At 37.3% G+C, this 24,617-nt stretch carries 24 protein-coding genes; 9 read left to right on the top strand and 15 right to left on the bottom strand.

Annotated features, from left to right (window positions below; genetic code table 11):
• Nucleotides 1-10: 10 nt before the first annotated feature.
• The 6 genes from acs (at nucleotide 11) to G525_RS20315 (ending at nucleotide 6,745) form a co-directional block, all read left to right on the top strand.
• A complete protein-coding gene (gene acs / locus G525_RS0105225) occupies nucleotides 11-1,918 on the top strand; it encodes an acetate--CoA ligase (protein ID WP_027125217.1) in 1,908 nt (635 codons plus the stop codon).
• A 7-nt stretch (nucleotides 1,919-1,925) separates the two neighbouring features.
• Nucleotides 1,926-3,026, top strand: a complete 1,101-nt coding sequence (locus G525_RS0105220; RefSeq protein WP_027125216.1) for a sensor histidine kinase — start codon at nucleotides 1,926-1,928, stop codon at nucleotides 3,024-3,026.
• Between the two features lie 3 nt (nucleotides 3,027-3,029).
• Nucleotides 3,030-4,355, top strand: a complete 1,326-nt coding sequence (locus tag G525_RS0105215; RefSeq protein WP_027125215.1) for a sigma-54-dependent transcriptional regulator — start codon at nucleotides 3,030-3,032, stop codon at nucleotides 4,353-4,355.
• 602 nt (nucleotides 4,356-4,957) lie between these two features.
• On the top strand, nucleotides 4,958-5,371 hold the full coding sequence (locus G525_RS0105210; protein ID WP_027125214.1) for a GreA/GreB family elongation factor: 414 nt from the start codon (nucleotides 4,958-4,960) through the stop codon (nucleotides 5,369-5,371).
• The gene (locus G525_RS0105205) at nucleotides 5,371-5,745 is read left to right on the top strand and encodes a hypothetical protein (RefSeq protein ID WP_027125213.1); all 375 of its coding nucleotides are present in this window, start codon (nucleotides 5,371-5,373) and stop codon (nucleotides 5,743-5,745) included. Before G525_RS0105210 ends, G525_RS0105205 begins: the two co-directional genes overlap by 1 nt.
• A 181-nt stretch (nucleotides 5,746-5,926) precedes the next feature.
• Nucleotides 5,927-6,745, top strand: coding sequence for an NYN domain-containing protein (locus G525_RS20315; protein WP_051209806.1), 819 nt, complete (start codon nucleotides 5,927-5,929; stop codon nucleotides 6,743-6,745).
• A gap of 190 nt (nucleotides 6,746-6,935) precedes the next feature.
• On the opposite strand, the gene G525_RS0105195 is transcribed toward G525_RS20315, so the two are convergent.
• From G525_RS0105195 to G525_RS0105155, 9 genes are all read right to left on the bottom strand, one after another.
• Nucleotides 6,936-8,477, bottom strand: coding sequence for an acyl-CoA carboxylase subunit beta (locus G525_RS0105195; RefSeq protein ID WP_027125212.1), 1,542 nt, complete (start codon nucleotides 8,475-8,477; stop codon nucleotides 6,936-6,938).
• Nucleotides 8,478-8,608: 131 nt separating this feature from the next.
• Nucleotides 8,609-10,054 carry an acetyl-CoA carboxylase biotin carboxylase subunit gene (accC, locus tag G525_RS0105190; protein WP_027125211.1) on the bottom strand — a complete coding sequence of 482 codons (1,446 nt, stop codon included), beginning with the start codon at nucleotides 10,052-10,054 and terminating at the stop codon, nucleotides 8,609-8,611.
• Nucleotides 10,055-10,226: 172 nt separating this feature from the next.
• The gene (locus G525_RS0105185) at nucleotides 10,227-10,712 is read right to left on the bottom strand and encodes an acyl-CoA carboxylase biotin carboxyl carrier protein subunit (RefSeq protein WP_027125210.1); all 486 of its coding nucleotides are present in this window, start codon (nucleotides 10,710-10,712) and stop codon (nucleotides 10,227-10,229) included.
• Between the two features lie 48 nt (nucleotides 10,713-10,760).
• Entirely contained in the window at nucleotides 10,761-11,429 is a 669-nt protein-coding gene (locus G525_RS0105180) for a 3'-5' exonuclease (protein WP_027125209.1), read from the bottom strand.
• Nucleotides 11,429-13,348, bottom strand: coding sequence for a DUF294 nucleotidyltransferase-like domain-containing protein (locus G525_RS0105175; RefSeq protein WP_027125208.1), 1,920 nt, complete (start codon nucleotides 13,346-13,348; stop codon nucleotides 11,429-11,431). The genes G525_RS0105180 and G525_RS0105175 overlap by 1 nt, the downstream gene beginning before the upstream one ends.
• A 51-nt stretch (nucleotides 13,349-13,399) precedes the next feature.
• Nucleotides 13,400-14,086 carry a PrsW family intramembrane metalloprotease gene (locus tag G525_RS0105170; RefSeq protein WP_027125207.1) on the bottom strand — a complete coding sequence of 229 codons (687 nt, stop codon included), beginning with the start codon at nucleotides 14,084-14,086 and terminating at the stop codon, nucleotides 13,400-13,402.
• A gap of 10 nt (nucleotides 14,087-14,096) precedes the next feature.
• Nucleotides 14,097-14,654 carry an NUDIX hydrolase gene (locus tag G525_RS0105165; protein ID WP_035479021.1) on the bottom strand — a complete coding sequence of 186 codons (558 nt, stop codon included), beginning with the start codon at nucleotides 14,652-14,654 and terminating at the stop codon, nucleotides 14,097-14,099.
• Nucleotides 14,651-15,814 (bottom strand): aminotransferase class V-fold PLP-dependent enzyme, encoded by a 1,164-nt coding sequence (locus tag G525_RS0105160; RefSeq protein ID WP_027125205.1) that lies wholly within the window; start codon nucleotides 15,812-15,814, stop codon nucleotides 14,651-14,653. Before G525_RS0105160 ends, G525_RS0105165 begins: the two co-directional genes overlap by 4 nt.
• Nucleotides 15,814-16,905, bottom strand: coding sequence for a M42 family metallopeptidase (locus tag G525_RS0105155; protein ID WP_027125204.1), 1,092 nt, complete (start codon nucleotides 16,903-16,905; stop codon nucleotides 15,814-15,816). Before G525_RS0105155 ends, G525_RS0105160 begins: the two co-directional genes overlap by 1 nt.
• A 100-nt stretch (nucleotides 16,906-17,005) precedes the next feature.
• On the opposite strand from G525_RS0105155, the gene G525_RS0105150 reads away from it, so the two are divergent.
• Both G525_RS0105150 and trhA read left to right on the top strand, forming a co-directional pair.
• On the top strand, nucleotides 17,006-17,683 hold the full coding sequence (locus tag G525_RS0105150) for a DUF4294 domain-containing protein (protein ID WP_027125203.1): 678 nt from the start codon (nucleotides 17,006-17,008) through the stop codon (nucleotides 17,681-17,683).
• A complete protein-coding gene (trhA, locus tag G525_RS0105145) occupies nucleotides 17,683-18,309 on the top strand; it encodes a PAQR family membrane homeostasis protein TrhA (RefSeq protein ID WP_027125202.1) in 627 nt (208 codons plus the stop codon). The genes G525_RS0105150 and trhA overlap by 1 nt, the downstream gene beginning before the upstream one ends.
• Nucleotides 18,310-18,315: 6 nt before the next feature.
• Here the strand turns inward: trhA and G525_RS0105140 are convergent, their stop codons facing one another.
• From G525_RS0105140 to G525_RS0105125, 4 genes are all read right to left on the bottom strand, one after another.
• Nucleotides 18,316-19,128, bottom strand: coding sequence for an amidohydrolase family protein (locus G525_RS0105140; protein WP_027125201.1), 813 nt, complete (start codon nucleotides 19,126-19,128; stop codon nucleotides 18,316-18,318).
• Nucleotides 19,129-19,285: 157 nt separating this feature from the next.
• Nucleotides 19,286-19,714 carry a DUF4268 domain-containing protein gene (locus G525_RS0105135; protein WP_027125200.1) on the bottom strand — a complete coding sequence of 143 codons (429 nt, stop codon included), beginning with the start codon at nucleotides 19,712-19,714 and terminating at the stop codon, nucleotides 19,286-19,288.
• 38 nt (nucleotides 19,715-19,752) lie between these two features.
• Nucleotides 19,753-20,427, bottom strand: coding sequence for a ZIP family metal transporter (locus tag G525_RS0105130; protein WP_027125199.1), 675 nt, complete (start codon nucleotides 20,425-20,427; stop codon nucleotides 19,753-19,755).
• On the bottom strand, nucleotides 20,424-21,155 hold the full coding sequence (locus G525_RS0105125) for a class I SAM-dependent methyltransferase (RefSeq protein WP_027125198.1): 732 nt from the start codon (nucleotides 21,153-21,155) through the stop codon (nucleotides 20,424-20,426). The genes G525_RS0105130 and G525_RS0105125 overlap by 4 nt, the downstream gene beginning before the upstream one ends.
• A gap of 57 nt (nucleotides 21,156-21,212) precedes the next feature.
• On the opposite strand from G525_RS0105125, the gene G525_RS0105120 reads away from it, so the two are divergent.
• Nucleotides 21,213-22,370 carry a THUMP domain-containing class I SAM-dependent RNA methyltransferase gene (locus G525_RS0105120; protein WP_027125197.1) on the top strand — a complete coding sequence of 386 codons (1,158 nt, stop codon included), beginning with the start codon at nucleotides 21,213-21,215 and terminating at the stop codon, nucleotides 22,368-22,370.
• A gap of 145 nt (nucleotides 22,371-22,515) precedes the next feature.
• Here the strand turns inward: G525_RS0105120 and G525_RS0105115 are convergent, their stop codons facing one another.
• The gene (locus G525_RS0105115) at nucleotides 22,516-24,009 is read right to left on the bottom strand and encodes a carboxypeptidase-like regulatory domain-containing protein (RefSeq protein WP_027125196.1); all 1,494 of its coding nucleotides are present in this window, start codon (nucleotides 24,007-24,009) and stop codon (nucleotides 22,516-22,518) included.
• 51 nt (nucleotides 24,010-24,060) lie between these two features.
• Entirely contained in the window at nucleotides 24,061-24,585 is a 525-nt protein-coding gene (locus G525_RS0105110; RefSeq protein WP_027125195.1) for a DinB family protein, read from the bottom strand.
• Between the last annotated feature and the right edge of the window lie 32 nt (nucleotides 24,586-24,617).

Genomic DNA, 24,617 nt, shown 5'->3' with positions numbered 1-24,617 from the left:
CACATACATTATGAGTAATTACAGTATTAAAAACCTTGAAGAATATTACCAAGTTTATAGAAAGTCAATTCGTGAGCCTGAAAATTTTTGGGAGGAAATAGCAGAAGAGCATTTTTTATGGCGTAAAAAATGGAATAATGTGCTCAGTTGGGATTTTAGTACACCACAGATTAAATGGTTTGAAGGTGCAAAACTCAATATTACAGAAAATTGCCTTGACAGGCATTTGATCAATCGAGGCGACAAGACGGCCATTATTTTTGAGCCAAATGACCCAGCGGAAGAAGCTCAACACATCACTTATACCCAGCTTCATGAGCGCGTTTGTAAAATGGCCAACGTACTGAAAGATCAGGGTATAAAAAAAGGAGATCGTGTTTGTGTATATCTACCTATGATTCCAGAACTGGCCATAACCTTAATGGCCTGTGCGCGTATTGGTGCGATCCATAATGTTGTTTTTGCTGGTTTTTCAGCTAAGGCCGTATCCACAAGGATTATTGATAGCGATTGTAAAATGGTAATTACCGCAGATGGTTCTTTTAGAGGTAATAAAAGTATTGATTTAAAAGGTATTGTAGATGAAGCGCTCCAAGATTGTGAACTTGTTGATAAAGTGTTGGTGGTAAAGCGTACCAATGCCGATGTGACAATGGTTGAAAAGCGTGATGTATGGTTACAGCCCTTAATGGATAAGGCATCGTCAGATTGTAAAGCAGAACTCATGGATGCCGAAGATCCACTATTTATATTATACACTTCAGGATCTACAGGAAAGCCAAAAGGTATGGTTCATACCACGGCCGGATATATGGTTTACACCGCCTATACCTTTAAGAACGTTTTTCAATACAAAGAAAATGATGTGTATTGGTGTACCGCAGATATTGGCTGGATTACGGGTCATAGCTATATTGTTTACGGACCCTTGGCTAATGGTGCGACTACGGTAATGTTTGAAGGTGTCCCTCAATATCCGGATTTTGGAAGATTTTGGAAAATTATTGAAAAACATAAAATAAATCAATTTTATACGGCACCAACAGCCATCCGTGCTTTGGCGAAACAAAATCTTTCCTTTGTTGAAAACGTTGATCTCTCGTCTATAAAAGTTTTGGGATCTGTGGGTGAGCCAATTAATGAAGAAGCATGGCACTGGTACAATGATATTATTGGAAAAGGTAAAAACCCTATTGTTGATACGTGGTGGCAAACTGAAACTGGCGGCATCATGATTTCACCACTACCTTACGTAACCCCAACAAAACCAACTTACGCTACGTTGCCGTTTTTAGGCGTGCAACCTGCTATTGTAAATGAAAATGGTGAAGAATTAAAGGGCAACCAAGTGGAAGGACGTTTGTGTATTAAATTCCCTTGGCCAGGAATGGCGCGTACCATCTGGAACAATCATCAGCGTTATAAAGAAACTTATTTCTCGACCTATGAAAATATGTATTTTACGGGGGATGGTGCTTTAAGGGATGAAGTTGGGTATTATAGAATCACCGGACGGGTGGATGATGTCGTGATTGTATCCGGACATAATCTTGGAACGGGGCCATTGGAAGATGCGATTAACGAACATCCGGCAGTATCTGAAAGTGCTATTGTAGGATTTCCGCATGATATTAAAGGAAACGCTCTATATGGTTACGTAACTTTGAAAGAAACTGGTGAGAGCAGGGTTCATGAGAATTTGCGTAAGGAAATCAATCAGTTGATTTCCGAACGTATTGGACCGATTGCCAAACTCGATAAAATACAATTTACGGAAGCTTTGCCAAAAACAAGAAGCGGCAAGATTATGCGACGTATACTACGAAAAATCGCAGAAAATGATATGTCAAATCTAGGAGATACAAGTACATTGTTAAATCCAGAAGTGGTGAAAGATATTATAGACCAAAGGCTTTAAAGAAAAGATGGGCAGAGTCGTTTCAACCGAAGACAAGTTAAAGGAACGGATTAAGGAGCTCACATGTCTTTATAATGTGAGTTCCTATATTGCCAATTGCAACCTTTTTGATTTAGAACCTACTTTTAAAGCCATTGCCTTAAGCTTAAAGGAGTCCATTCTTTATAGTAATGAGGCTTTCGTAGAACTGAAACTTGGGGATGAGTTGATTCAGGCAGGAGAAGATTCTCAAGAACTTGTGTTTATTTTGGCGGCTATTAAAGTATTCAATAAACCTTATGGCTCCATTAAAATAGGCTATCCGAAGTCAAAATATAATGAAATTGTTTTCTTGGAAGAAGAAAAACAGTTGGTCCGAATCATTGCTTCAGAACTTGGCAACCTAATTGAGCGAAAGGAAATTATTGACAAAGAGGAAATCACCAAAAGACGGATGGAACGCGCAGATAGGCTTGCTATCCTAGGTGAAATCACCGCAGGGATTGCCCATGAACTAAATACGCCATTGGCTAATATTTTGGGATTTTCGGAATTGTTGAAAGAGCGTTTTGTTAACGACAAGGAAGCTTTGCAGGATTTGGATAAAATAATGCACAGCGCTATTTTTTCAAGAGAGGTAGTGAAAAAATTGATGTTTTTCTCCTGTGAAATGCCACAGCAAATGGAACTGGTCAATATTTGTCCAATCATCACAGATGCGATCAACCTCTTAAGACCAAGTTTCGGAAAAAAGGATCTCAACCATCTTTTGAGCCTGAGTGATGAAGCTATTTATTTGAGGGTAGATGCTATTCAATTTACACAAGTAATTTTCAATTTAGTGATCAATGCCATTTATTTTTCTCCACAGAATGGTTTTGTTTCAATTGAAGTTTTTAATTATGAAAGGGACGTGGTTTTAATCATAAAGGACGAAGGACACGGCATCTCAAAAGATATTTCTGAATTTATCTTTAATCCGTTTTACACCACAAAACCAGTTGGTGATGGCTCTGGATTGGGTTTGAGCGTCGTGCATGGAATTATTAAATCCCATAAAGGAACTATAAAACATGAGGCCAATATACCAAAGGGAACTATCTTTACATTGAATTTCCCAAAATTATAATTTATGCCATTGGAGCAGGAAAACATATTAATTGTTGATGATGATGTCCATATTCTGGAGCTTATCCAAAGGCATTTGCATTCTTTAAATTACCATACCTATAAGGCTATTTCCGTAAAGGAGGCCATCGCCATTTTACAGGATCGAACTATTGATTTATTGATCACTGATCTTCAAATGCCCGGTGTTGATGGGCTGGAGTTGGTCAAATATGTTTCTGAGCATTTTCCGGAAATTCCCAAATTGGCAGTAACTGGTTTCCCTTCCATAGACGGCGCTTTAAAAGCAATGAAATCGGGTGCCATGGATTATTTAATTAAACCATTTACAAAAGAAGAACTTAAAAGTGCGGTGCAGAAATCATTAGTCTTGCGGCAAAAATCAAAATCCATAACCAAGATTCCTCACCAACGCAAAGCCATATTTGGAGAATTGATTGGAGAATCAGACGCCATTCAGAACGTGTTTAATATCATTGACCGAGTAAAGGATAATAGGGCGACAGTATTGATAAAGGGCGAAAGTGGAACAGGTAAGGAATTAGTGTCAAGAGCAATTCATTATATGGGTAAATTTTCTGCCGCACCTTTTGTGGCAGTCAATTGTGGGGCTATCCCAGAAGGTTTATTGGAAGCGGAGTTGTTTGGGTATACCAAAGGTGCCTTTACGGGGGCCAATGACAATAGAAGCGGATTTTTTCAAGCGGCCAATAAAGGAACACTTTTTTTGGATGAAATTGGAAATGCGGCACTATCAACGCAGCTCAGCTTGCTTAGAGTGCTTCAGGAAAAAGAGGTGATGAAACTTGGTTCGCAAAAAGCAGAAAAGATAGATGTTAGGGTTATCGCGGCAACCAATCTGGATTTGCAGGAACTTATTAAAAACGGGCGTTTTAGGGAGGACTTATATTATAGGCTCACCGTTGTTCAAATAGAAGTGCCGCCATTAAGAGATCGAAAAACAGATATTCCATTATTGGTGGAAAAGTTTCTTTTTAAATATGGGGTAGAGTATAAGGATCACATTGTACAAATTTCAGATGAGGCGTTAATGGCGCTGCAACGCTATGATTGGCCAGGTAATATCAGAGAATTGGAGAACAGTGTCCAACGTGCTGTAATTATGTGTGACAAACACGTGGAAATTGATAATTTACCAAATTATCTAAAGTATCAAATCGAATTTCCAAAGCAAGATCTCAATCTTTCTCTAAAAGAAGTGGAAAAACGGCATATCCTCAATGTTTTGGAAGCTACCAATAATAATAAATCGAAAGCAGCAGAGATTCTTCAAATTGACCGTAAAACCCTTCGCGATAAAATTAAATAGAGCAATCTAGGCTGGGTAAAAATTCTCCAGTGAGGACAATGGTATCACTTTAAAGAATTTATGTTTTACTCTAATTAGTATAAAAATCTGATAATCAGCACATTGTTTATTGTTTGCTTTAATGGGGTTTAATGGCACGTCTATTGCTTTAATAGTTAAGCTTAAAACTTTTAATTATGAACGCTTTAGAAAACAGCCTGTGTGGATCGTGTGAGCATCTCATATATTGCAGTTTAACTAATGATAAAAGTTTCATTTGGTCGTGTAGTGAATATTCAATAACTAAAGGGCACAATGTTATTTTTGATTCTATAATTAAAGATGCCAAGGGTTTCTCTACCTCTGGAAATAACAAAGCACTCGTTTAAATTAATTTGTAGGTTTATAAAAGCCAGAAAGGATTTTGAAAAGTATGTTTTCAAGAAGAAATCTGTTCTTTATAATCCTATAATCTTGTGTATCAATATGATGAAAGACTTAAAATAGAGCTTTCTCAATACAAAAACAGTAATCTGCGAAAAGCAGCGTACTTATTTGCTATAATCAGTACAGTATAATATATATAGCATAATATTTTTATAAATTTAAAAAATTGAGTAAACATGAAATATGGTAATTTAATATTGGAAAAGAAAGAGTATGTGGCAATCAAACGTTTGTTGAACCTTACGAATGATTATAAAGATTCAACCCAAAAAGTATCATTGACCAAATTCGCAAAGGAGATGGAAAGCGCTGAGATTTTGGATGATGACAAAATGCCTGATGATGTTGTAAGAATCAATTCGGAAATTACAATTGCTACAAAGGATGGTTGGTCCTATACCTTTCAGGTAGTATTACCTGCGGAAAGCAATAATTCCCAAAAAAAGATTTCATTGTTGCTGCCAATGGGTGCCGCTGTAATGGGATATGCCAAAAATGATAGTATTAGTTGGACTTTCCCTGGCGGTGATAAGGATATAACACTTTTGGATGTGAAGCAAAATAATATAACAAAATTAAATATTGTCTAATGGAACCCTTCAGCTACGCAAATGAGACAGATGACGAAATCGTCAAAAGACATATGCATCGCGAGCTTCATACCTGGATTGCGCATTTGGAAGCTATGAATGATGAAGCGGAGCGACTTGCAACAATAGCTTCAAATAAAATTGGAGATAAAAATTTACGTGATGAATTGTTAGATGATGTCAATGAAAACATTCATCTATTAAATGAGTTCTATACCTACAGAAACTTATTGAACAATGTGCGCGAATGTGATGAGTTGGAATGTGACCAATTCTATATGCATCAGCATGATCAAGTATTTGAAAAATATCAAGAATGTGTGGATCAATACCGGTCTGTTAAAGATAAAGTGTATCAAAGATTACTTCTTTAGTATCTTTCTCGTACTTGGATAGAATTAAATTTGGATTAAGAAGAAGCCATAGTCTCTATTGACTGTGGTTTTCTTTTTCGTTATAGAACTCTTAAAAAAGAGTGACTACCATTATTTTCCTATAATTAAATACTATCTTTAGCCTTAAATAACTTCAGAAATTTAAAATAATTCCCCTTAAATGGATACTAAACTTGCAGTGCTAATAGATGGCGATAATATTCCTTCAGCCCATGTAAAAGAGATGATGGAAGAAATTGCCAAATATGGAAACCCCACTATTAAAAGAATTTATGGCGATTGGACAAAGCCGCACCTTTCTAAATGGAAGAATTTGTTGTTGGAAAATGCCATCACCCCAATTCAGCAATATGGGTATACTGTTGGTAAAAATGCTACGGATTCTGCCATGATTATTGATGCTATGGACATTCTTTATTCGGAAAAAGTGGATGGTTTTTGCTTGGTATCAAGTGACAGTGATTTTACACGCTTGGCAACTCGATTACGTGAAGCAGGAATGAAAGTTTATGGCATTGGCGAAAAGAAAACACCTAATCCGTTTATTGTGGCCTGTGATAAGTTTATCTATATTGAAATTTTGAAGAACCAAAGTTTGGAGGAACCTAGTGCTTCCAGCGAAAAATCGAAGTCAACTGATAGCGATATTGATAAGATCACAGCAAAAGATATCAAGTTTATTTCGACTACCATTGATGATGTTGCTGATGATGATGGATGGGCATTTTTAGGAGATGTAGGCAGTTTACTGCAGAAGAAACAGCCTAATTTTGATTCTCGTAATTATGGCTTTCAGAAATTGACACCATTGATTAAATCCATAAAAGATTTCGAAATTGACCGACGTGAAGACTCTAAAGGTCATTTTAAATTGATTTATGTGAGATTAAAAGAGAATCAGCCAAAACCTAAACCGAGTTCAAAACCAAAGCAGAAAAAACAATCAAACGGTAAGAAGAAATTAATTTCTAAACTATAATCTTTTCTGAAGCAATACTAAATAATTTAGTGACGAGTAAATTTACACTGCTCCGAAACCAATTTAGAGATCAATAAAAAAATGAGTATTATTTGCCTAATATTGGGAAATAATACTCATTTTAATTTTTTGTTTAATATTAGCTTAGACTTGAACCGTTATAACATTTACGTTGAATACTTAAAAACTTTTACAAAGGAATATTCCCATGCTTTCTTTTTGGTCCATTTTCTTTTTTGTCTTTCAGCATGGCAAAAGCCTTGATCAATTTCCGTCTGGTGTCTTTAGGTAAAATGACTTCGTCAATAAATCCACGTTCAGCAGCACTGTACGGGTTGGCAAAATGATGTGCGTATTCCGCTTCTTTTTCTTTCCACTTCGCCTCCTTGTCCTCAGCTTTATTGATTTCTTTTTTAAAGATAATTTCTGCAGCACCTTTGGCGCCCATTACCGCAATTTCTGCGCTTGGCCAGGCAAAATTCATATCGGCTCCTATATGTTTGGAATTCATCACATCATAGGCGCCTCCATAAGCTTTACGAGTAATAACGGTCACTCTTGGCACAGTGGCTTCGCTAAAGGCATACAGTAGTTTAGCCCCGTGTAAAATGATGCCACGCCATTCTTGGTCAGTTCCGGGTAAAAAACCTGGAACATCCTCTAAAACCAGTAAGGGAATATTGAAACAATCACAAAAACGAACAAAACGTGCTGCTTTCTTTGAGCTGTCAACATCCAGAACACCAGCCAAATACATCGGCTGATTGGCGACTATCCCAACGCTTCTACCACCTAATCTGGCAAATCCGACCACAATGTTCTCGGCATAATCCTTATGGATTTCATAGAAAGAATCAATATCAATAATGCCGTTGATCACGCTATGCATGTCATAAGGCTTATTGGCGTTGTCAGGAATGATAGCAGAAAGCTCATCTCGGACTTCATCTTTCAAGTCATACGGCAAAAGAGGTGTAGTTTCGGTGTTATTTTGAGGTAAATAACTGATGAGTCTTTTAATGTCTTCCAAACATTCCACATCATTGGTGGCCGTAATATGGGCCACACCAGATTTAGTAGAGTGCGTACTGGCACCTCCCAACTCTTCTGAAGTGACGCTCTCATTGGTCACGGTTTTCACTACGTTTGGTCCTGTTACAAACATATAACTCGTATCTTGTACCATAATGGTGAAATCTGTCATGGCCGGGCTATAAACAGCGCCACCGGCGCAAGGTCCCATAATGGCAGAGATTTGCGGAATCACGCCTGAAGCCTGTACATTGCGATAGAAAATATCGGCATAACCACCCAAACTGCGCACTCCTTCTTGAATCCTGGCGCCGCCTGAATCGTTCAATCCAATAATAGGGGCACCAACTTTTACCGCCAGATCCATGACCTTACAGATTTTCTCTGCATGTGTTTCCGACAACGACCCTCCAAATACCGTAAAATCCTGTGCAAAAACATAAATCAGTTTCCCGTGTACAGTGCCATAGCCAGTGACGACACCATCGCCATAAAATTGTTGTTTATCCATGCCAAAATCTTTGGTGCGGTGGGTAACCAAGGCGCCAATCTCTTCAAAAGAACCGTCATCTAGTAAATATAGGACGCGTTCTCTTGCAGTCAGTTTCTTTTTTTCATGCTGTTTGTCAATTCGGTCCTGTCCGCCTCCCAGATGGGCTAAGGCAAGTTTATCGTTAAGATCTTTTATTTTTGATTCCATATATTTGTATGTTAGCAGAGACGCCAAGATTCTCTATCAATTGTCTTCTTATTTTTTTATAGAGCCTTGTGTAACTCTGTCTCTGTATTGTAGCTTCAATTTTGACTTCAACTGCTATTTAAATGGTAGCTTCAGTTTCCTTCCGGCACTCTCAATATCTTCTGATCTTCTAAATATTGCTTGACTGCAATCACAGCTGCCAAATGTGCTTCTTCTTTATTTTGTGCATTTATTTTGTCCGCAGAATAGTATTTCTTCAAAAAGTGTGTATTGAAATCTCCCGACCTGAAAGCGTCATGCTCACAAACAAAGGTTCCAAAAGGTAGCGTTGATTCAATCCCTTCAATGTGATAATTACTGATGGCATTCAACATTTCTTCAATGGCTTCAGCTCTTGTTTCACCGTAAGTAATTAATTTAGCAAGCATTGGATCGTAATAAATTGGAATATCCATTCCTTCTTCAAAACCATTATCTACACGAATGTTTTTCCCTTCCGGTAATTGGTATACATCCAAATGACCCACACTAGGTAGGAAATCGTTCAACGGATCTTCTGCGTAAACACGAAGTTCCAGAGCATGGCCTTTAATGTTTAAATCCCCCTGTTTGATGGCTAGGACTTCGCCACGGGCCACTCGGATCTGTAGCTCCACCAAGTCAGTATTGGTGATGAGCTCCGTTACGGGATGTTCAACTTGCAAGCGTGTATTCATTTCCAAAAAATAGAAATTTAGGTGTTCGTCCAAAAGAAATTCTACTGTTCCAGCACCGACATAGTCACAAGCTTTTGCGACTTTTACGGCGGCTTCTCCCATTTTAAAACGCAGTTCTGGTGTTAGAACAGATGACGGGGCCTCTTCAACCACCTTTTGATGGCGGCGCTGAATACTGCATTCACGTTCAAAGAGATGGATAATATTACCATGAGTGTCAGCCATAACCTGGATTTCAATATGACGCGGTGAGCTCACATATTTCTCAATAAACACGGAGCCGTCGCCAAATGCTGAAGTCGCTTCACTAATAGCACGCGTCATTTGGGATTCCAATTCAGATTCCTTTTCAACAACGCGCATTCCTTTTCCACCACCGCCGGCAGAGGCTTTGATTAGTATAGGAAAACCAATGTCTTGGGCGATTTTCTTAGCTTTAACAACATCGGTAATGGCTTGGTCAATACCAGGTACCATTGGGATATCATAATGTTTTACGGCTTCTTTCGCAGCTAGCTTACTGCCCATTATTTTGATGGCTTCTGATTTTGGACCTATAAAAATAATGTCGTTGGCTTCGCAAGCTTCTGCAAAATCAGCATTCTCACTTAAGAATCCATAGCCCGGATGGATGGCATCAACATTTAAATTTTTGGCAACTTGAATGATTTTATCACCTAAGAGGTAAGATTGGTTGGAAGGACCTTCTCCAATAAGTACCGCTTCATCGGCATATCGTACGTGAGGAGATTCTCTGTCTGCGGTAGAATAGATGGCGACAGTTTTAATGCCCATTTTTTTTGCGGTTTTCATCACACGGATGGCAATTTCCCCTCGATTTGCAACTAGTATTTTTTTCATTAAAAAATTTATTTTTTATTTCCGCGAAGGCGGAGATATAACTAATGCCTGCCAAAGCAGGTATCTGGTTTTTGCCTCAAATTCACGAATCTATTACTATTACTATTAATTTTTCGTCACTTTTTTAAGAATTTTTAAACTTTATTGATCTGTTTTCTGTAATCACAAGGATCTACTCAAACTCAATCAATAACTGGTTTTTGTCAACCGCATCTCCTTTTAAAGCGGAAATGAACTTGATAATTCCTTCTCTGGGTGAACTGATCACATTTTCCATTTTCATGGCTTCAAGAATTAATAGCGGATCGTTTTCCTTAACTGTGTCACCAACTTTAATGGATATCTCAAGAATTAATCCAGGCATTGGAGCAAAAATTTTATCAACTTTTTTAGAGCTGCCAATCTCGAAGCCTAAATCTTTTATAAGTTGATCTAAATCATTGTGAATGTTTACATTGTAAGTGGTGTTGTTGATTTTTACTTTATATGTTTTTTCGTTGAAATTACGGTCTGTGATTTCTGCGCGGTAAGATTTGGCATTCTGAAGTATGTGGTATTTTAAATGAGATGTCTGTATGGCATCCAAAGAATTTAGGTCGTCCTTGGAAACTGAAAGTTCCTGAGCGCCATTAAGTATTACTTGATAGTGTGTGTCCATAGGGTTTTATCATAAGTGGTCGAAAAGTTACGAATTTTAGAAAGCATATTAAAATCTATTTGATTTTAGAAAATAATCTTCCAACTTAAAAGTTTTTGATTTCTTGAGGATCGTTGTTGTCTTTAAAAATATAAATGCGGCAATTAGGGCATCGCCAGATGCTGTATGCCGATCTTCTAAATTAATGGCATAGGCTTCCGCAATGTCATCAAGAGAATAGCGAATGCGGTTATCAATAAAATTCGACTTAATTCTTGTGTTTGCATAGAGGTCCATGGTGTCAATGACCTTATTTTTTAAATTGGGCAAGCCCATTCGGTTTAGGGCTTGGTTAATCATCTTAATGTCAAAGGCGGCATGATGGGCAATTAACACCGCATCTTCTATATAGATCAGAAATTGCTGTATGGCTTCTTCTTCCGAAATCTTTTTTTTAAACCCATGTTGCAGAATTCCATGAATATGAACAGTTTCGGGATTAAAATGAGATTGTTCCAAATAAATTTCGAAGGCATCTGCCACTGTGATTCTATTCTCAATTATAGATACCGCGCCAATGGACAACATGCGGTCTATATAAAAATCAAATCCAGTGGTTTCCGTATCCAAGGACACAAATCGTGAGGTATTTAATTTCTTTTTCTCCTTTTTTTCAAAGTGATGAAGGTATGTTTTCCAATAGTCTGGATATTGTTTCTTTTTGAAGTTCCAAAGCATCACATAAAGTTATTGACGTTATACTTCAGTTTGATCAATTCCTGAACCTTTGCTATGGTTTTGAAGCAGCGTTTTAATTTCATTTTTTCTTCTTTTGTCAATGCTGATAATTCGATAAACCGACCGTCATCATTATGGAGCAGGCCCTGTTTTGTACGGAATTTGAGCAGTGCTTTGGAAGTGTAGGAACAGGATAGGTAAAATTCTTTGTCCTCAGGGAATAGCTCAGCCATTCTCTCAAACCTTTCCGCTGTATTATTTATGTTTTTAATGTGATTGGAAAGTGCAAAAAGACGGCCAGCATCCGAAATTGGCATGATAGCCCGTTTTTTAATATCAAAAAAATCTTTATACGCCCCATCCTGCTCTACTAAAAACTGCCTAAAAAAACCTAGGGGAGAAGCGCTTCTTAGAGCGCTGGCTGCTAGTTTTGACAAAAACAAGTGATTGTTTTTTGTGATTTCAAAGATGTGCTCAGACAGGTGGTTTGTGAGATTGGCATCGCCATAGGTAATATCAAAGTCGAAAAAAATAGAAGACAGGAGTATTTCGTCATTTCCCGTATTCGACGTCCATTGATTGAATTGTTGTTTCCATTCATCCAAACCCAAACACCACTTTGGATTTTTTGCCATAATGTCTGCGGGACAAAAATCAAAGCCAATGGCATTCAATCGCTTATTGATTTTCTTTGCAAGCAACATGAAATAATCCCTGACCGCTTCCAGTTCATTTTCTTTGACACTTTCAAAAACAATCCCATTATCCTGATCCGTATGCAGCAATTGCTCCTTACGGCCTTGGCTGCCAAAAGACATCCAAGCAAAACTGACAGGAGGTTGTCTGTCCATTTTTTGAATGCATCGCTCAATAATGCGCTTAACGGTGGCATCGTTCAATTCAAAAATTATTTTACTGGTTTGGGTCAATGGAATATTTTGTTCCATGAAACCCTCCAGAAGCACCATGATTCTTTTGCGAATATGCTTTAATTCTTTAGTGGACTTGGAACGCTTAATGGCTTTCATTAAAACCGTTGGATTGCTGCCGCGCATCACAGTGATGTCCTGTTGAGAAATAACACCTATGATTTTTGAGTTTGGTGTACCATCTTCTGTAACACATAAGTGGCTCACATGGTGTTTCATCATGGTGAGCTGTGCCTGGCTAATAGACACGCTTTTGGGATAGCACAAAACAGGTGTGCTCATAATCTGGCTTGCACTGTCTTCAATGGTATGTTCTCCAGTGATGACCTTATTTCGTAAATCGGCATCTGTTACAATCCCAACTGGAACATGATCATTTTCTATGATGATGGATCCAATGCGGTGTCGCTTCATGAGTTGTCCAATGTCCTTTATTTTGGTCTCTCCTTTGGCAGTAATTACTTTTTTGGTATAGCGCACAGGCTGCAGTTCAAAAAGTTCCTTGTCATTTGCAACAAGATCCAAACGATGATCAATCAAAGTGCCATGCAATTCTTTTGAAAACGGATTTTCAGTATTGGAAGCAAAGCTTTCAATGAGAAAGTCCACAATATCCTTGTTTTGGCTGATCAAAGGCTTAAAAGTAGCCAAAGGAATGCTGTAGAGGATGCTTTCTTCTTCGGTGACCGCATCCGTTGCATAATTTTCTTTGGCAAAAAGCGGCCTGAGGCCAAAAATATCACCTTCATCTAAACGATCTATCGTTTCCTGTTTTGAATTGATAACTTTTTTGAGTGCAATGGCGCCTTTATGGATCATGTAGAACCTGTCGTGAGGGACTTCACCTTCAACATAAACATTTTTGTCCTTCTCGAGGTAGGTGATAGTGACTTCCTTGGTAATGGCGTATAAATCTCCTTTTGAAAGTTGGTCAAAAGGAGGGAAGTTCTTTATAAAATCTGAAATTCGTTCAGCAATGGTATTTTTCATTCCGATAAAATTAAGCAAATAAACTGCAATTGAGCCGAAACACTCATTATTTCAGCGCTCTTTGTGAATATTGAAATGCGAATTGAGCTGGTGTTTTCTGATGGCCTTGCGCGCCAATACAATTCCAATCAGAAGAGAGATAAAAGCACCTATCCAGATTCCTGGAATAAAATCAATGAACAGGAAAAAATCATAAGCACCATGAAACAGAACGGCAAGGAAAAGTCCAGTCAAATTTAAAATGACTCTATTATTTGAGAATTTCGCTTTCCCCATAAAGTAGCCCATAAGGATTGCGAAGGTAGCATGTGCAGGAACGGCTGTAAAAGCCCTAATTATGGCTATTTCCATTCCGCCCTGAAGCACATACATAATATTTTCAGTGGCCGCAAAGCCCATAGAAACCATAACAGCATAAACGATTCCGTCATAAGGTTCGTTATATTCTTCATGAGGTTGGGAATAATAGCGGATGATGATATACTTGCTGAATTCCTCGGTCAGACCCACCACAAAAAACGCTTTGATAAATTGTTCAAAAACACTTTCATGGTTTTTTAAAGGAAGCGGAATTTCTATAATGACATAAAGCAGGGTGGTAATGATAATGCTGACAATAGCGCCCAGCAGAAAATTCTGAACAAGCAGTCTTTTCGGTTCTTTTTCATATTTGTCATTTATAAAAATATAAAAAATGACAATGAATACAGGAGCGATGGCAAGCAAGAATAAGGTCATATCTCGTTAATTAGTGTAGTCTATGTGTGATGGCTTCAATAACCTCAAGATAATATGGCGTATTATTTTTAATAAAATGCCCGTTAAAATCACTTTCTTTCAAAAGGTTACGAAACTCAGGAATACTCACAAACTTCACCTGTCCCACCTCATTTTTATCTATTTTGAGATCACTTAACTTGAGACCAGTTTTCATAACAAAGGTATGGTGAAACTCATTGTCGACTATGCCATTTGTATAGCTTTGAAAACAGTCATAAACGCCAATTTTATCTAAGTCATTTTCGCGGATTTCAATACCAATTTCTTCTTTGGTTTCCCTGATGGCTGCCTGTGTAATGGTTTCACCGGCATCAACATGCCCAGCTACTGAAACATCCCATAATAAAGGATAGATAGTTTTCGAAGCCGCGCGTTGTGCCAATAATATTTCGGCATGGTCATTATAAAGCCAGACATGGGCGGTATCATGATAATAGCCTTTTTTATGAATTTCAGATTTTAAACAGGTTACACCGGTAGGTGAGCCATCTGCATTTAAAACAGCGATATTTTCTTCCTGCTTCATAAGCGTATCTGTGATTTTAAACAGTCGACAAATTTCTCAAAATCTTTATCAGTATTAAAAAAATGACAAGATAGTCGTACGTAAACACCTCTGAATGAAACGAATATGTTGTTTTTATAAAGTGCTTGTTTAAATGATTTAATATCAACGGTTTCAGGTAATTTGAGCCCGAAAAGATGGTGGCTTCTATGGTTGTCATCTTCAATAGCACAGCCTAGATTCCGCAAATCGTTAACAGCGTTTGCCGAAATTTTCTTACAATGCTCCTGAACTGCTTTAGGTGTCCAAGCAATAACTTGCCTTAAAGCTTCCAATTGCATTTTTACATGGATAAAGCTGCCGCTTTCTCCCATCATATATCTGTTGGCGACAGGTTTGTATTGTGATTGGTATTGGGTTAAATCTGGTAGGATATGGCTGTCCCGGCGATTGGTCCAATTTTCTTCCAAAGGTTCGCCCTGATCAAAATAAGATCCAAAATAGGCATAGCCGCAGCCATAAGGACCGAAAAGCCATTTGTAGCCGGCACAAATCAAAGCATCAGGTTGGATTTCATTCACTGAAAAAGGTAAGGCGCCAACAGATTGGCTGCCATCAATGATCAGCAACGCCTTGTGTTGTTTTGTTTTTGCCCTAATTGCTTTTAAGTCGAACAAGGCGCCACTAGACCAATGAATATGTCCCATGGCAACTACCGCAGTGGCATCATCAATAGCTTCTAAAATAGCTTCATTCCATAAGTTTCCACTCATGGATTTTGTTTTTGGCGCTTCAACTATCTTTAGATGTGCTTGATAGGTGTCGGTTAATTTCTTCCAAGAATAATAATTGCTGGGGAATTGTTCCTGCATGACTACCACTGTATCTCCTGGTTTCAAGGTGATGTTTTTTGCTGCCGCAGCAATGCCGTAAGACACCGAAGGAATGCTTGCAATTCGCTCATAATCATCTGTTTCTATTATTTTAGCAAATCTTTTCTTTAACTCGATAACAGGTTCAAAGAAATCAGAATATGGAATGAGATAGGGTCTGCTCTTTTGAAGTACCGCTTCAATTCCAGCGGTTTCCACTGCTTTAAACGACGGCGATAAACTCGCCGTGTTTAAATAGCAGATGTCTTCTGGAACATCAAACAAATCCTTTTGTAGTGATGTGTCCATTATTTATCAAAATAACTGAATGTGTCGTTTTCCTTAATGGTCAAGAGAGATTCATATATTAATTTGATCACGTTTTCCACATCATCCCTATGAACCATTTCCACTGTGGTGTGCATGTATCGCAATGGCAATGAAATCAAAGCACTTGCCACACCCATACCACTGTAAGCAAAGGCGTCCGTATCCGTACCGGTAGCTCTAGAGCACGCCGAACGTTGGAATGGAATTTTATGGGCTTCGGCAGTTTCTGTAATTAAATCTCTTAATTTTTGTTGAACGGCAGGAGCATAGGCCACAACGGGTCCTAAACCTAGCTCTAAGTGGCCTTCTTTTTTCTTGTCGATCATAGGTGTTGTAGTGTCATGTGTCACATCAGTAACAATCGCTACGTTTGGTTTGATGCGTTCTGCAATCATTTCAGCACCGCGCAATCCAATTTCTTCCTGAACGGAGTTTGTGATATATAATCCGAAAGGCAATTTCTTTTTATTTTCGTGCAACAATCGCGCAACTTGGGCAATCATAAAGCCGCCAATTCGGTTGTCGAGTGCACGACAAACAAATTTATCGTTATTTAAAATGTGGAAGGTATCTGGATACGTAATGACACATCCCACATGAACGCCCATTTTCTCAACTTCCTCCTTGTTCTTGGCGCCAACATCAATGGTGATATTTTCAATTTTAGGCGTTTCTTCTTTTGATTTGTCACGCGTGTGTATTGCTGGCCATCCAAAAACACCTTTTACAATCCCATTTTTGGTATGGATATTTACAATTTTACTAGGCGCGATTTGGTGGTCGCTGCCACCATTTCTAATCACGTATATGAGGCCATTATCTGTAATATAATTGACATACCACGAGATTTCATCAGCATGCCCTTCAATGACTACTTTATATTTAGCGTCTGGATTGATGACACCAACTGCGGTGCCGTAAGTATCTGTAATAAATTCATCTACATAAGGTTTAAGATAGTCCATCCATAATTTCTGTCCGGTCCATTCGTATCCTGTAGGGGATGCATTATTTAAATAGTTTTCTAAAAACTCCAATGATTTATTGTCTAAAATGTTCTTTTTTGCCATGGGTAAATATTTTCTCTAAAATTAATAATATTAATAGGATTTTAAGGTTATTGCATATGTAAATTCTTAATTTTGGAATGATTTTAGCGCTATTGCACCAATGAAGTTGATTACCTACATATTTATTTTTTTACCCTTTTTACTGCTCGCTCAAGTTGAGCCTGTAGAGCAAGATTCGACTGCTGTGGAATATTATTATATTGATGGCGATTCTATTCCGGTGTCCATCATAGATTTAGATGCTGTGGTTGTGCTCAACAGATTGAAATTTGATAGCAAAGAAGATCGAATTCGTTATTTGATTTTAAAAAGAAAAACCATAAAAGTGTATCCCTATGCGAAATTGGCGGCTGAACGTTTAGTTGATCTTAATCAGCGTTTGGAAACTTTGGATCGTAAAAGTGATAAGCGTAGATATTCTAAAATTATCCAAAAGTACATTGAGGAGGAATTTTCGGCTGAACTTAAAAAGCTCACGCGTACAGAAGGCCAGATTTTGGTTAAATTAATTCACAGACAAACAGGAAAAACAACCTTCCAATTGATACAGGAATTGCGGAGTGGTTGGCGCGCATTTTGGTTTAATAATACGGCACGGGTTTTTGATATTTCATTGAAAGCAGAGTTTAATCCTTTAGATGTCAGTGAAGATTATCAAATTGAAGATATCTTGGAACGTGCTTTTCAGAGTCGCCAATTGGAACGTCAAAAATCTGCGTTTCCAATCGATTATTTTGAGCTTACTGATAAGTGGGCCGTTAAATCCATAAAACAATAATGCGCATCCAATCAGAATTTGAAGAAAAATTAAACGCTTGGACCCATGGCTTTGGTGCTATTTTAGGAATTGCAGGCTTAGTATTATTGGTCAGTTATAAAGAACATAAAGCCGACTGGAGCTTATTTGCCGTACTTGTCTACGGTATTTCTATAATTATTTTATTTTCGGCATCTGCTATTTACCATTCTGTATCGGGCGAAAAACGAAAACACTATTTTAGGATTATAGACCATATTAGCATTTATCTTTTAATTGCGGGAACTTATACGCCAGTTACTTTAATTGCGCTCAATAATAGTTTGGGATGGCCATTATTTTGGAGTGTGTGGGCGATAGCGGGTTTCGGACTCATTCTCAAATTGTTCTTCACCGGAAAATTTGAGGTGGTTTCAACATTATTATATCTGGTGATGGGCTGGTTGATTATTTTTGATTTTACAAACCTCTCAGAGTTGATTGGGCCCAATGGTCTGGTTTTGTTTATTGCAGGAGGTGCATTTTATACCATCGGAATCATTTTTTATGCCGTGCATAAAATCCCTTATAATCATGTTATATGGCATTTATTCGTGCTGGGAGGTGCAATTTGCCATTATTTGATGATTTTCTTGTATATTCTGTAGTCTTGCTTATTTCAATTTGCTGACATCAATTTTAAAGAGATCGGCGGCATTCTTCCACATAATCAACTCTTTCTTATCATCGTCCAACTCCAATTGATCCATGAACTTGAGATAGGATTTCATATTGCTGATAGGCCAATCTGTGCCATATAAGAGATATTTGGGATCGCCTGCATAAATAATCATTTCTTCGATTTCCTTTTTCATATAGCGTTCAAACTTATCTGAGAAATCGCCTAAAACCAAACCGGAAATATCAGCATGCACGTTTTTGTTCTTATAAACAACCTCCATACAATCCTTAATCCACGGATTTCCCACATGGCAGATCACAATTTTTAAATCGGGATAATCTACAGCTAGGTCATCGAGGTGAATGGGATGGGAGTATTTGATTTTCCCAGTAGGAGCGTAGGTGTCTCCAGAATGGAACATCACCGGAACATCAAACTCAATGGCCATATCATACATCACTTTAAACCTGATATCATTTGGGTAAAAAGGTTCATAACCTGGATAGAATTTCAGGCCTTTAATAAGTCCGGCATCAAGAAACTCACTGAGCTCACGTAAATCTCTATAATTATAATTCAAATAACTTACACCAGCAACCACGCCAAGATTGTTTCTATTGCTTATGGCCTCCACTACTTTTGTGGTGCTAGGTCTGTGTTCATTTACTTTGTAGGACGACAATACCAGTGAATAATCTACTTTATTCTCCGCCATGGTTTTTGTTAAAAGGTCGAGACTATCCTCAATGGAAACAACACGATCTTCATGGTAGTTATTAATGTGGGTATGGACGTCAATAATCATATTTTACTAGGTTTTAGTGTATGTTAACAATATCGATAAAATCTTAGAGATGGGCAAGTCAGGTGTTGAAAAAACTGCATACACTAGAGTTTTTAAATCTAACTCAAAATTAACCTTATCAATTTTCGGTTGTAACTGGGTATTGAGAATCGTTAAATTACGAATCAATGAAAGCCTGATAATCTTCGAAAAACGCTTCAAACAAAGTCATCTTCTCAACAAAAAACTCCATGACATCCCTCCACGTGTTTTTATTATGAATGGATACTTTTTGATCTAAGAGCACATAAATCCTAGAAATTTCTTTTCCGTTTTCTAGAAAATATTCCTCTTCAAAAATGACTTCTGGTAGAAATTCATCTGTTAGAATAGTTTTTAGCGATTGGAGCTTATCCCAAAATTTGATTCTGTTTTCCAAATCATCTTCAAGATCTAAAGTTACCAAGGCCGATTTGGTGTCAAAGTGAAATTTAAAGGCAAAACCTTTGAGTTTGGTATCATATAAAATCCACTTTCTAGGAAACGATTTGCCAAAACTGATCCAAAATTCTTCTCTTAATTTTCTTGAGTCTTCTTTGCTAAACATGTTTTTCAATCATCAATCATCAATAATCGGTCTCTTCTTTAAATCAAATAAGCTACCAAAATCCCTAGAGCAATAAGTACTAGTTTTGAAAGGTTGAACCTATGGTTTTCATTGCTTTCAAAAAGAATAACGGTCGATATATGAAAGAAGATCCCAATTACAACAGCATTAATAAAAAATAAATAGTCACCAACAAATGGAACCGTATTAGAAACTAATGTTCCGAAAGGGGTCATAATTGCAAATGTTACCAAAAAACCAACAATTTGACGGGTTGTAAATTTAGATTCCACCAAATAAGTTGTAATCAATGCAGCAACCGGGATTTTATGAATGAGCACGCCATAGACCATATCATTATGTTGATGGATTGGAAAACCTTCTAAGAAGCTATGAATACATAAACTGATGAACAGTACCCAAGGAAAACCTGTTTCATCTTTATGGATGTGCACATGACCATGCTCAGCGCCTTTAGAGAAAAATTCCAATAAAATCTGCATAAGAATCCCTAGCATGATGAACAAACCAGTTTGTTTGGCATCCAAATGTTCATAAACCTCAGGCAACAAATCAAAAAGAGTTAAAGCCAATAAAAACGCCCCGCTAAAGGATAGGAGCAATTTGGTGTAATTGGATTTTTTATGCTTAAAAACCATCACCAATAAAACACCTATAATGACGGCTATAAATGGAAGAAAATATTGTTTCATTTAAAGATCATGATTAAGCGTTGAGAAGTTGCTTTGTGGAATTTTCGCAACTTATAATCGCCAAAAACATCCAACAAGTACACACCAGCCTGTTCAAATAACATTTCAAAATCGGCTAAGGTCTTCGCTTTTACACGCTCTTGAAAGTTGTAATCTACTCCTTTATCTGAAAAACTAATATCCTTAATAATATGGCCATCTTCAACATATCGTTTCTGATGAAAATCTATGCCATCAATTGTTTTTACATCTTCAGGAACTAAATTTTCAATCACAAAATCAGCGTTCATAAAATCGATAGCTCCAAAGCCAAATTCGTTTAAATCTTCCTTAATGGCTTTAATGGTGTTTAAGTTGTCTTCCGTTTTGTCAAAATATCCAAAACTGGTGAACAGATTAAATACGGCATCAAATTTTTGATTATAGGGTTTACACATGTCGTGCACTTCAAAATGAAGCTTTTCATTTTCATGTTTTTTGGCGTAAGCAATGCTGTTTTCTGATAGATCGACGCCTGTGACGTCATAACCTAAAGAATTGAGGTATATGGAGTGCCGTCCTTTTCCACAGGCAAGATCGAGTATTTTGCCTTCCTCCGGAAGGTTCAAGTACTGGGTCAAATTATCCATGAATTGATGTGCTTCAGAATGATCTCTATCTTTATAAAGTATGTGATAATATGGGGTGTCAAACCATGAAGCGTACCACTGTGTTATGTCTTTTATCATTATAAATTCGTCTGACTGCAAAAATACTTTATTTTTGTAATCTATAGGACGAGAATAATGGATAATAATTTTAATATGGTGGCCAAAACCTTATTTGGTTTTGAAGATTTGCTTGCTACGGAGTTGACCCAATTGGGAGCTAAAGAAGTGAAGACTGGGGTTAGAAATGTGAGTTTTGTAGGTGACAAAGGTTTTATGTACAAGGCAAATTTGGCGCTTCGTACGGCCATCAAAATTTTAAAACCCGTCCATAGTTTTAGGATCAACAACGAAAAGGATTTGTACGATCAAGTCTATAAAATGGACTGGGAGCAATACCTTAAACCCACCGGAACAATGGCTGTTGATGCTACCGTGCACTCACATTTGTTTACGCATTCCCTTTATATAGCCCAAAAAACAAAAGATGCTGTGGTGGATAAATTCAGGGATACGGTTGGTGAACGGCCAAATGTAGATCTGAAGTTTCCTGATTTGAAAATCAATGTGCATATTGATAGAAATATGTGTAATATCTCTTTGGATACTTCTGGAGATTCATTGCATAAACGCGGCTATAAAACCGCCACTAACATTGCGCCAATTAACGAAGTATTAGCTGCGGGATTAATCATGTTATCTGGTTGGGATGGTCAAACTGATTTTATGGATCCGATGTGTGGGAGTGGGACAATTTTGGCCGAAGCCGCCATGATTGCTTGTAATATCCCTCCAAATTTGATGCGTAAGGAATTTGCATTTGAACGTTGGCAGGATTGGGATGTAGATTTGTTTGAGAAAATTGAGGAATCACTATTAGGTAAAACCAGAGATTTCCATCATAGAATTATTGGCTATGACAAATCGCCGAGTGCTGTTGCCAAAGCGAATGAAAATATCAAAAATGCAAAGTTGGAAGATTTTATTGAAGTCCGGCATGAGGATTTCTTTAAAACCCAAAAAGCGGGGGATGAGAAATTGCACATGGTTTTCAATCCGCCGTATGGTGAACGTTTGGATATTGAAATGGAATCCTTTTATAAAAGTATTGGCGATACCTTAAAACAAAATTATCCGGGTACGGACGCATGGTTTATCACCTCAAATCTTGAAGCTTTAAAACATGTAGGATTAAGGCCTTCTCGAAAAATCCATCTGGTCAATGCTAAATTGGAAGCAAGATTGGTAAAGTATGTGATGTATGAAGGAAGTAAAAAGGGGAAGTATATGGATTAAATCATAATTTTCTTTAGTGCTTGCTCTTCTAGTTTAATAAATATCAAATCTCAGGTCAACTATTAATCTGAGATTTTTTTTGTTCTAATTTTATCCGATGGTCAATTTTGATTTAGAGTCATTAAGAATTGTGACTATTTCGTTTTCAGTCTTCAATCTTAAATTTCTTTAATTCCTCCAAAGGTTCCATGATATTATAACCTTGCCAAATTGATGGATCGTACCGTTTGAGCTCTAAATAATCTATGTTCTTGACTTCAGTAATCGCATTAAACGTGGTGTTGTTAAAAGGAGTATAGCCTAGACTTATCAGTTCTTTTTTTTCCACAATTGTGCCCTCTATTGTAATGTCAAAAGCTACTTTGTTTTTTATGATTTTGCTATTTTCAGTGAATTTAAATGGTCGGTGCGCATAAACATAATTTCTCGACTCATGATTGATGTAGTAGGGATAATAATTATGACGTTCGTCATTTTTTTTATAAATGACCGTTCCGGTGTTTGTCTTTTCAACATATTTGACACCCAGCAAAAACTTTAAATTTAATTTCTGGCCTGTTTTATTTTCTGCATAGGCGTAATCCAATTTTAAAATGGCATAATCTTCATCATTGATGTAGAGGGTTCCTTGAAATTTAGCACGGCTTTTTTTGGGTTGAAAAGTGATGATATATACTAAATGATGGTCAATGCTAGATATATTGGTCAACTGATAATTATAAAGCTTAGGATTCAAAACGAAATCGAGAGGTGATTCTGGATTAAAAAGATGGTCTTGGATGGTGTTGATATGTTTATATTTGATACTAGCAAAACTGTTGTCTTCAGATGTGTTTTCAGCGGACTTATCTTTTTTCAATGACAAGGAATCTTCCACTGTAAACCACCCTGTTTTTACTTTGTAGGTTTGGGTAGTATCCAAATGTTGCAGGACGATTCCGCTCACTTTCGACTGAATGGCATCAAGAGATAAATTGTTTTTGGTATCTTCTAATTTGGTCGCCTTTTTTACTTCCATTTTCCCTTTATAATCTGATTTGAGATAGACTTCTGAAAGCATGTCAATGAACATTCGTGTAGGAGGATTATTTATTATATGATTGGTGAGCGCCCCAAATTGCGTATTGGAAGCTTCCAGCTGTTTTTTGTTGAAACCAGACGATTTATCAATATCTACTTTAAGCTTGTCCGCTTTAAAATAAGTGGTATGTCTTGTGAAAAGGGTGTATTGAACATCAGAAAAATTATAATTCTCAGCCAATTTTCTGTTAACCCTGGTCATAATACTGTCAACATTTGGCACTTTGTTAGTTATGTATACGGTGTTTAATTGATTGGTAGCCTCAGCGAGTTTGATGATATACTTGTTGTCTTGAAGCCTTTGGATGGTCAATTTCTGAGTTTCATAACCCATAAATGAAATCGACAAAATAGACTCAGGATTTAGATGTTCCGATGGAATTTTAAAGAAACCTTCTATATTAGAAACCACGCCTTTGCTATCACTAAATTGCACAGTAGCAAAAGCGATAGGTTCGTTTGATATGGCATCAACAATCTGTCCTTTTAACTGTTGCGAAAATAGTTGATTCGTAGCTCGTAAAAGTAATGGGAAGAAAAAAGCAATTGCAAGCCACATTGATGGTAGTTTTCTAATAAGACGTCAATGGATTCTATTTGTGACAGGAAATCAATACTTTTCTTGAAGTATTTTTGTGTGGTGCTCTACATGATAAGCAGTCCACATTAAAATTTCACGAATAGGAATTTTTCCCATTAAGGGGTGTGGCAGGACCAAGGTGTCCAAATTTTTATCTGATATTCTTCTGGTCTTGTATTGTAGCTTTTTGCTTTCTACTTGAAGCCGGTTTAAAATATAGGTTTTGTCCTTGATTTTAGGAATTTTCATGTTTTTGGAAGCCTTAAAAGTGAAATTATTAGTGGTTGTCAGTGCTTCCTGATAACTGTGGACAATGGTGTCATAATTATGTATATCGCGATTATTTTTCCCAAAAACATATTTGAAAAAAAAACGGGGCATACTCAACACATCATTTAAAGGTTTGATGCTTTGCAGGAGATGTAAGGCTTGTTGGCCTGTAGTCCATTTTCCTTCAGGACCCAATAGCCATTTATCATCATCTTGTTCTTTCAGCCAATTGAGAAGAAGGTCATGTTTTTCTTCTATTAAATCGGCAATCTCATCTTTATGCATAGGGTAGTAATTCGATGCAAAAGTTAAGCAAA

Origin of the sequence: Gelidibacter mesophilus DSM 14095, assembly GCF_000423005.1 — a bacterium.
Lineage (GTDB): Bacteria > Bacteroidota > Bacteroidia > Flavobacteriales > Flavobacteriaceae > Gelidibacter > Gelidibacter mesophilus.
This window is presented reverse-complemented; position numbering and strand designations above follow the sequence as displayed.

What these genes read in the sequence shown, in the direction of transcription:
- G525_RS0105110 (WP_027125195.1), bottom strand. Translation starts at nt 24,585, where the DNA reads ATGCATAAAGATGAGATTGCCGATTTAATAGAAGAAAAACATGACCTT.
- G525_RS0105155 (WP_027125204.1), bottom strand. Translation starts at nt 16,905, where the DNA reads ATGGCAAAAAAGAACATTTTAGACAATAAATCATTGGAGTTTTTAGAA.
- accC (WP_027125211.1), bottom strand. Translation starts at nt 10,054, where the DNA reads ATGAAAAAAATACTAGTTGCAAATCGAGGGGAAATTGCCATCCGTGTG.
- G525_RS0105150 (WP_027125203.1), top strand. Translation starts at nt 17,006, where the DNA reads ATGAAGTTGATTACCTACATATTTATTTTTTTACCCTTTTTACTGCTC.
- G525_RS0105140 (WP_027125201.1), bottom strand. Translation starts at nt 19,128, where the DNA reads ATGATTATTGACGTCCATACCCACATTAATAACTACCATGAAGATCGT.
- G525_RS0105130 (WP_027125199.1), bottom strand. Translation starts at nt 20,427, where the DNA reads ATGAAACAATATTTTCTTCCATTTATAGCCGTCATTATAGGTGTTTTA.
- trhA (WP_027125202.1), top strand. Translation starts at nt 17,683, where the DNA reads ATGCGCATCCAATCAGAATTTGAAGAAAAATTAAACGCTTGGACCCAT.
- G525_RS0105165 (WP_035479021.1), bottom strand. Translation starts at nt 14,654, where the DNA reads ATGAAGCAGGAAGAAAATATCGCTGTTTTAAATGCAGATGGCTCACCT.
- G525_RS0105220 (WP_027125216.1), top strand. Translation starts at nt 1,926, where the DNA reads ATGGGCAGAGTCGTTTCAACCGAAGACAAGTTAAAGGAACGGATTAAG.
- G525_RS0105160 (WP_027125205.1), bottom strand. Translation starts at nt 15,814, where the DNA reads ATGGACACATCACTACAAAAGGATTTGTTTGATGTTCCAGAAGACATC.
- G525_RS0105215 (WP_027125215.1), top strand. Translation starts at nt 3,030, where the DNA reads ATGCCATTGGAGCAGGAAAACATATTAATTGTTGATGATGATGTCCAT.
- G525_RS0105115 (WP_027125196.1), bottom strand. Translation starts at nt 24,009, where the DNA reads ATGTGGCTTGCAATTGCTTTTTTCTTCCCATTACTTTTACGAGCTACG.
- G525_RS0105120 (WP_027125197.1), top strand. Translation starts at nt 21,213, where the DNA reads ATGGATAATAATTTTAATATGGTGGCCAAAACCTTATTTGGTTTTGAA.
- G525_RS0105210 (WP_027125214.1), top strand. Translation starts at nt 4,958, where the DNA reads ATGAAATATGGTAATTTAATATTGGAAAAGAAAGAGTATGTGGCAATC.
- G525_RS0105185 (WP_027125210.1), bottom strand. Translation starts at nt 10,712, where the DNA reads ATGGACACACACTATCAAGTAATACTTAATGGCGCTCAGGAACTTTCA.
- G525_RS0105125 (WP_027125198.1), bottom strand. Translation starts at nt 21,155, where the DNA reads ATGATAAAAGACATAACACAGTGGTACGCTTCATGGTTTGACACCCCA.
- G525_RS0105180 (WP_027125209.1), bottom strand. Translation starts at nt 11,429, where the DNA reads ATGCTTTGGAACTTCAAAAAGAAACAATATCCAGACTATTGGAAAACA.
- acs (WP_027125217.1), top strand. Translation starts at nt 11, where the DNA reads ATGAGTAATTACAGTATTAAAAACCTTGAAGAATATTACCAAGTTTAT.
- G525_RS0105195 (WP_027125212.1), bottom strand. Translation starts at nt 8,477, where the DNA reads ATGGAATCAAAAATAAAAGATCTTAACGATAAACTTGCCTTAGCCCAT.
- G525_RS0105170 (WP_027125207.1), bottom strand. Translation starts at nt 14,086, where the DNA reads ATGACCTTATTCTTGCTTGCCATCGCTCCTGTATTCATTGTCATTTTT.
- G525_RS0105175 (WP_027125208.1), bottom strand. Translation starts at nt 13,348, where the DNA reads ATGAAAAATACCATTGCTGAACGAATTTCAGATTTTATAAAGAACTTC.
- G525_RS0105205 (WP_027125213.1), top strand. Translation starts at nt 5,371, where the DNA reads ATGGAACCCTTCAGCTACGCAAATGAGACAGATGACGAAATCGTCAAA.
- G525_RS20315 (WP_051209806.1), top strand. Translation starts at nt 5,927, where the DNA reads ATGGATACTAAACTTGCAGTGCTAATAGATGGCGATAATATTCCTTCA.
- G525_RS0105135 (WP_027125200.1), bottom strand. Translation starts at nt 19,714, where the DNA reads ATGTTTAGCAAAGAAGACTCAAGAAAATTAAGAGAAGAATTTTGGATC.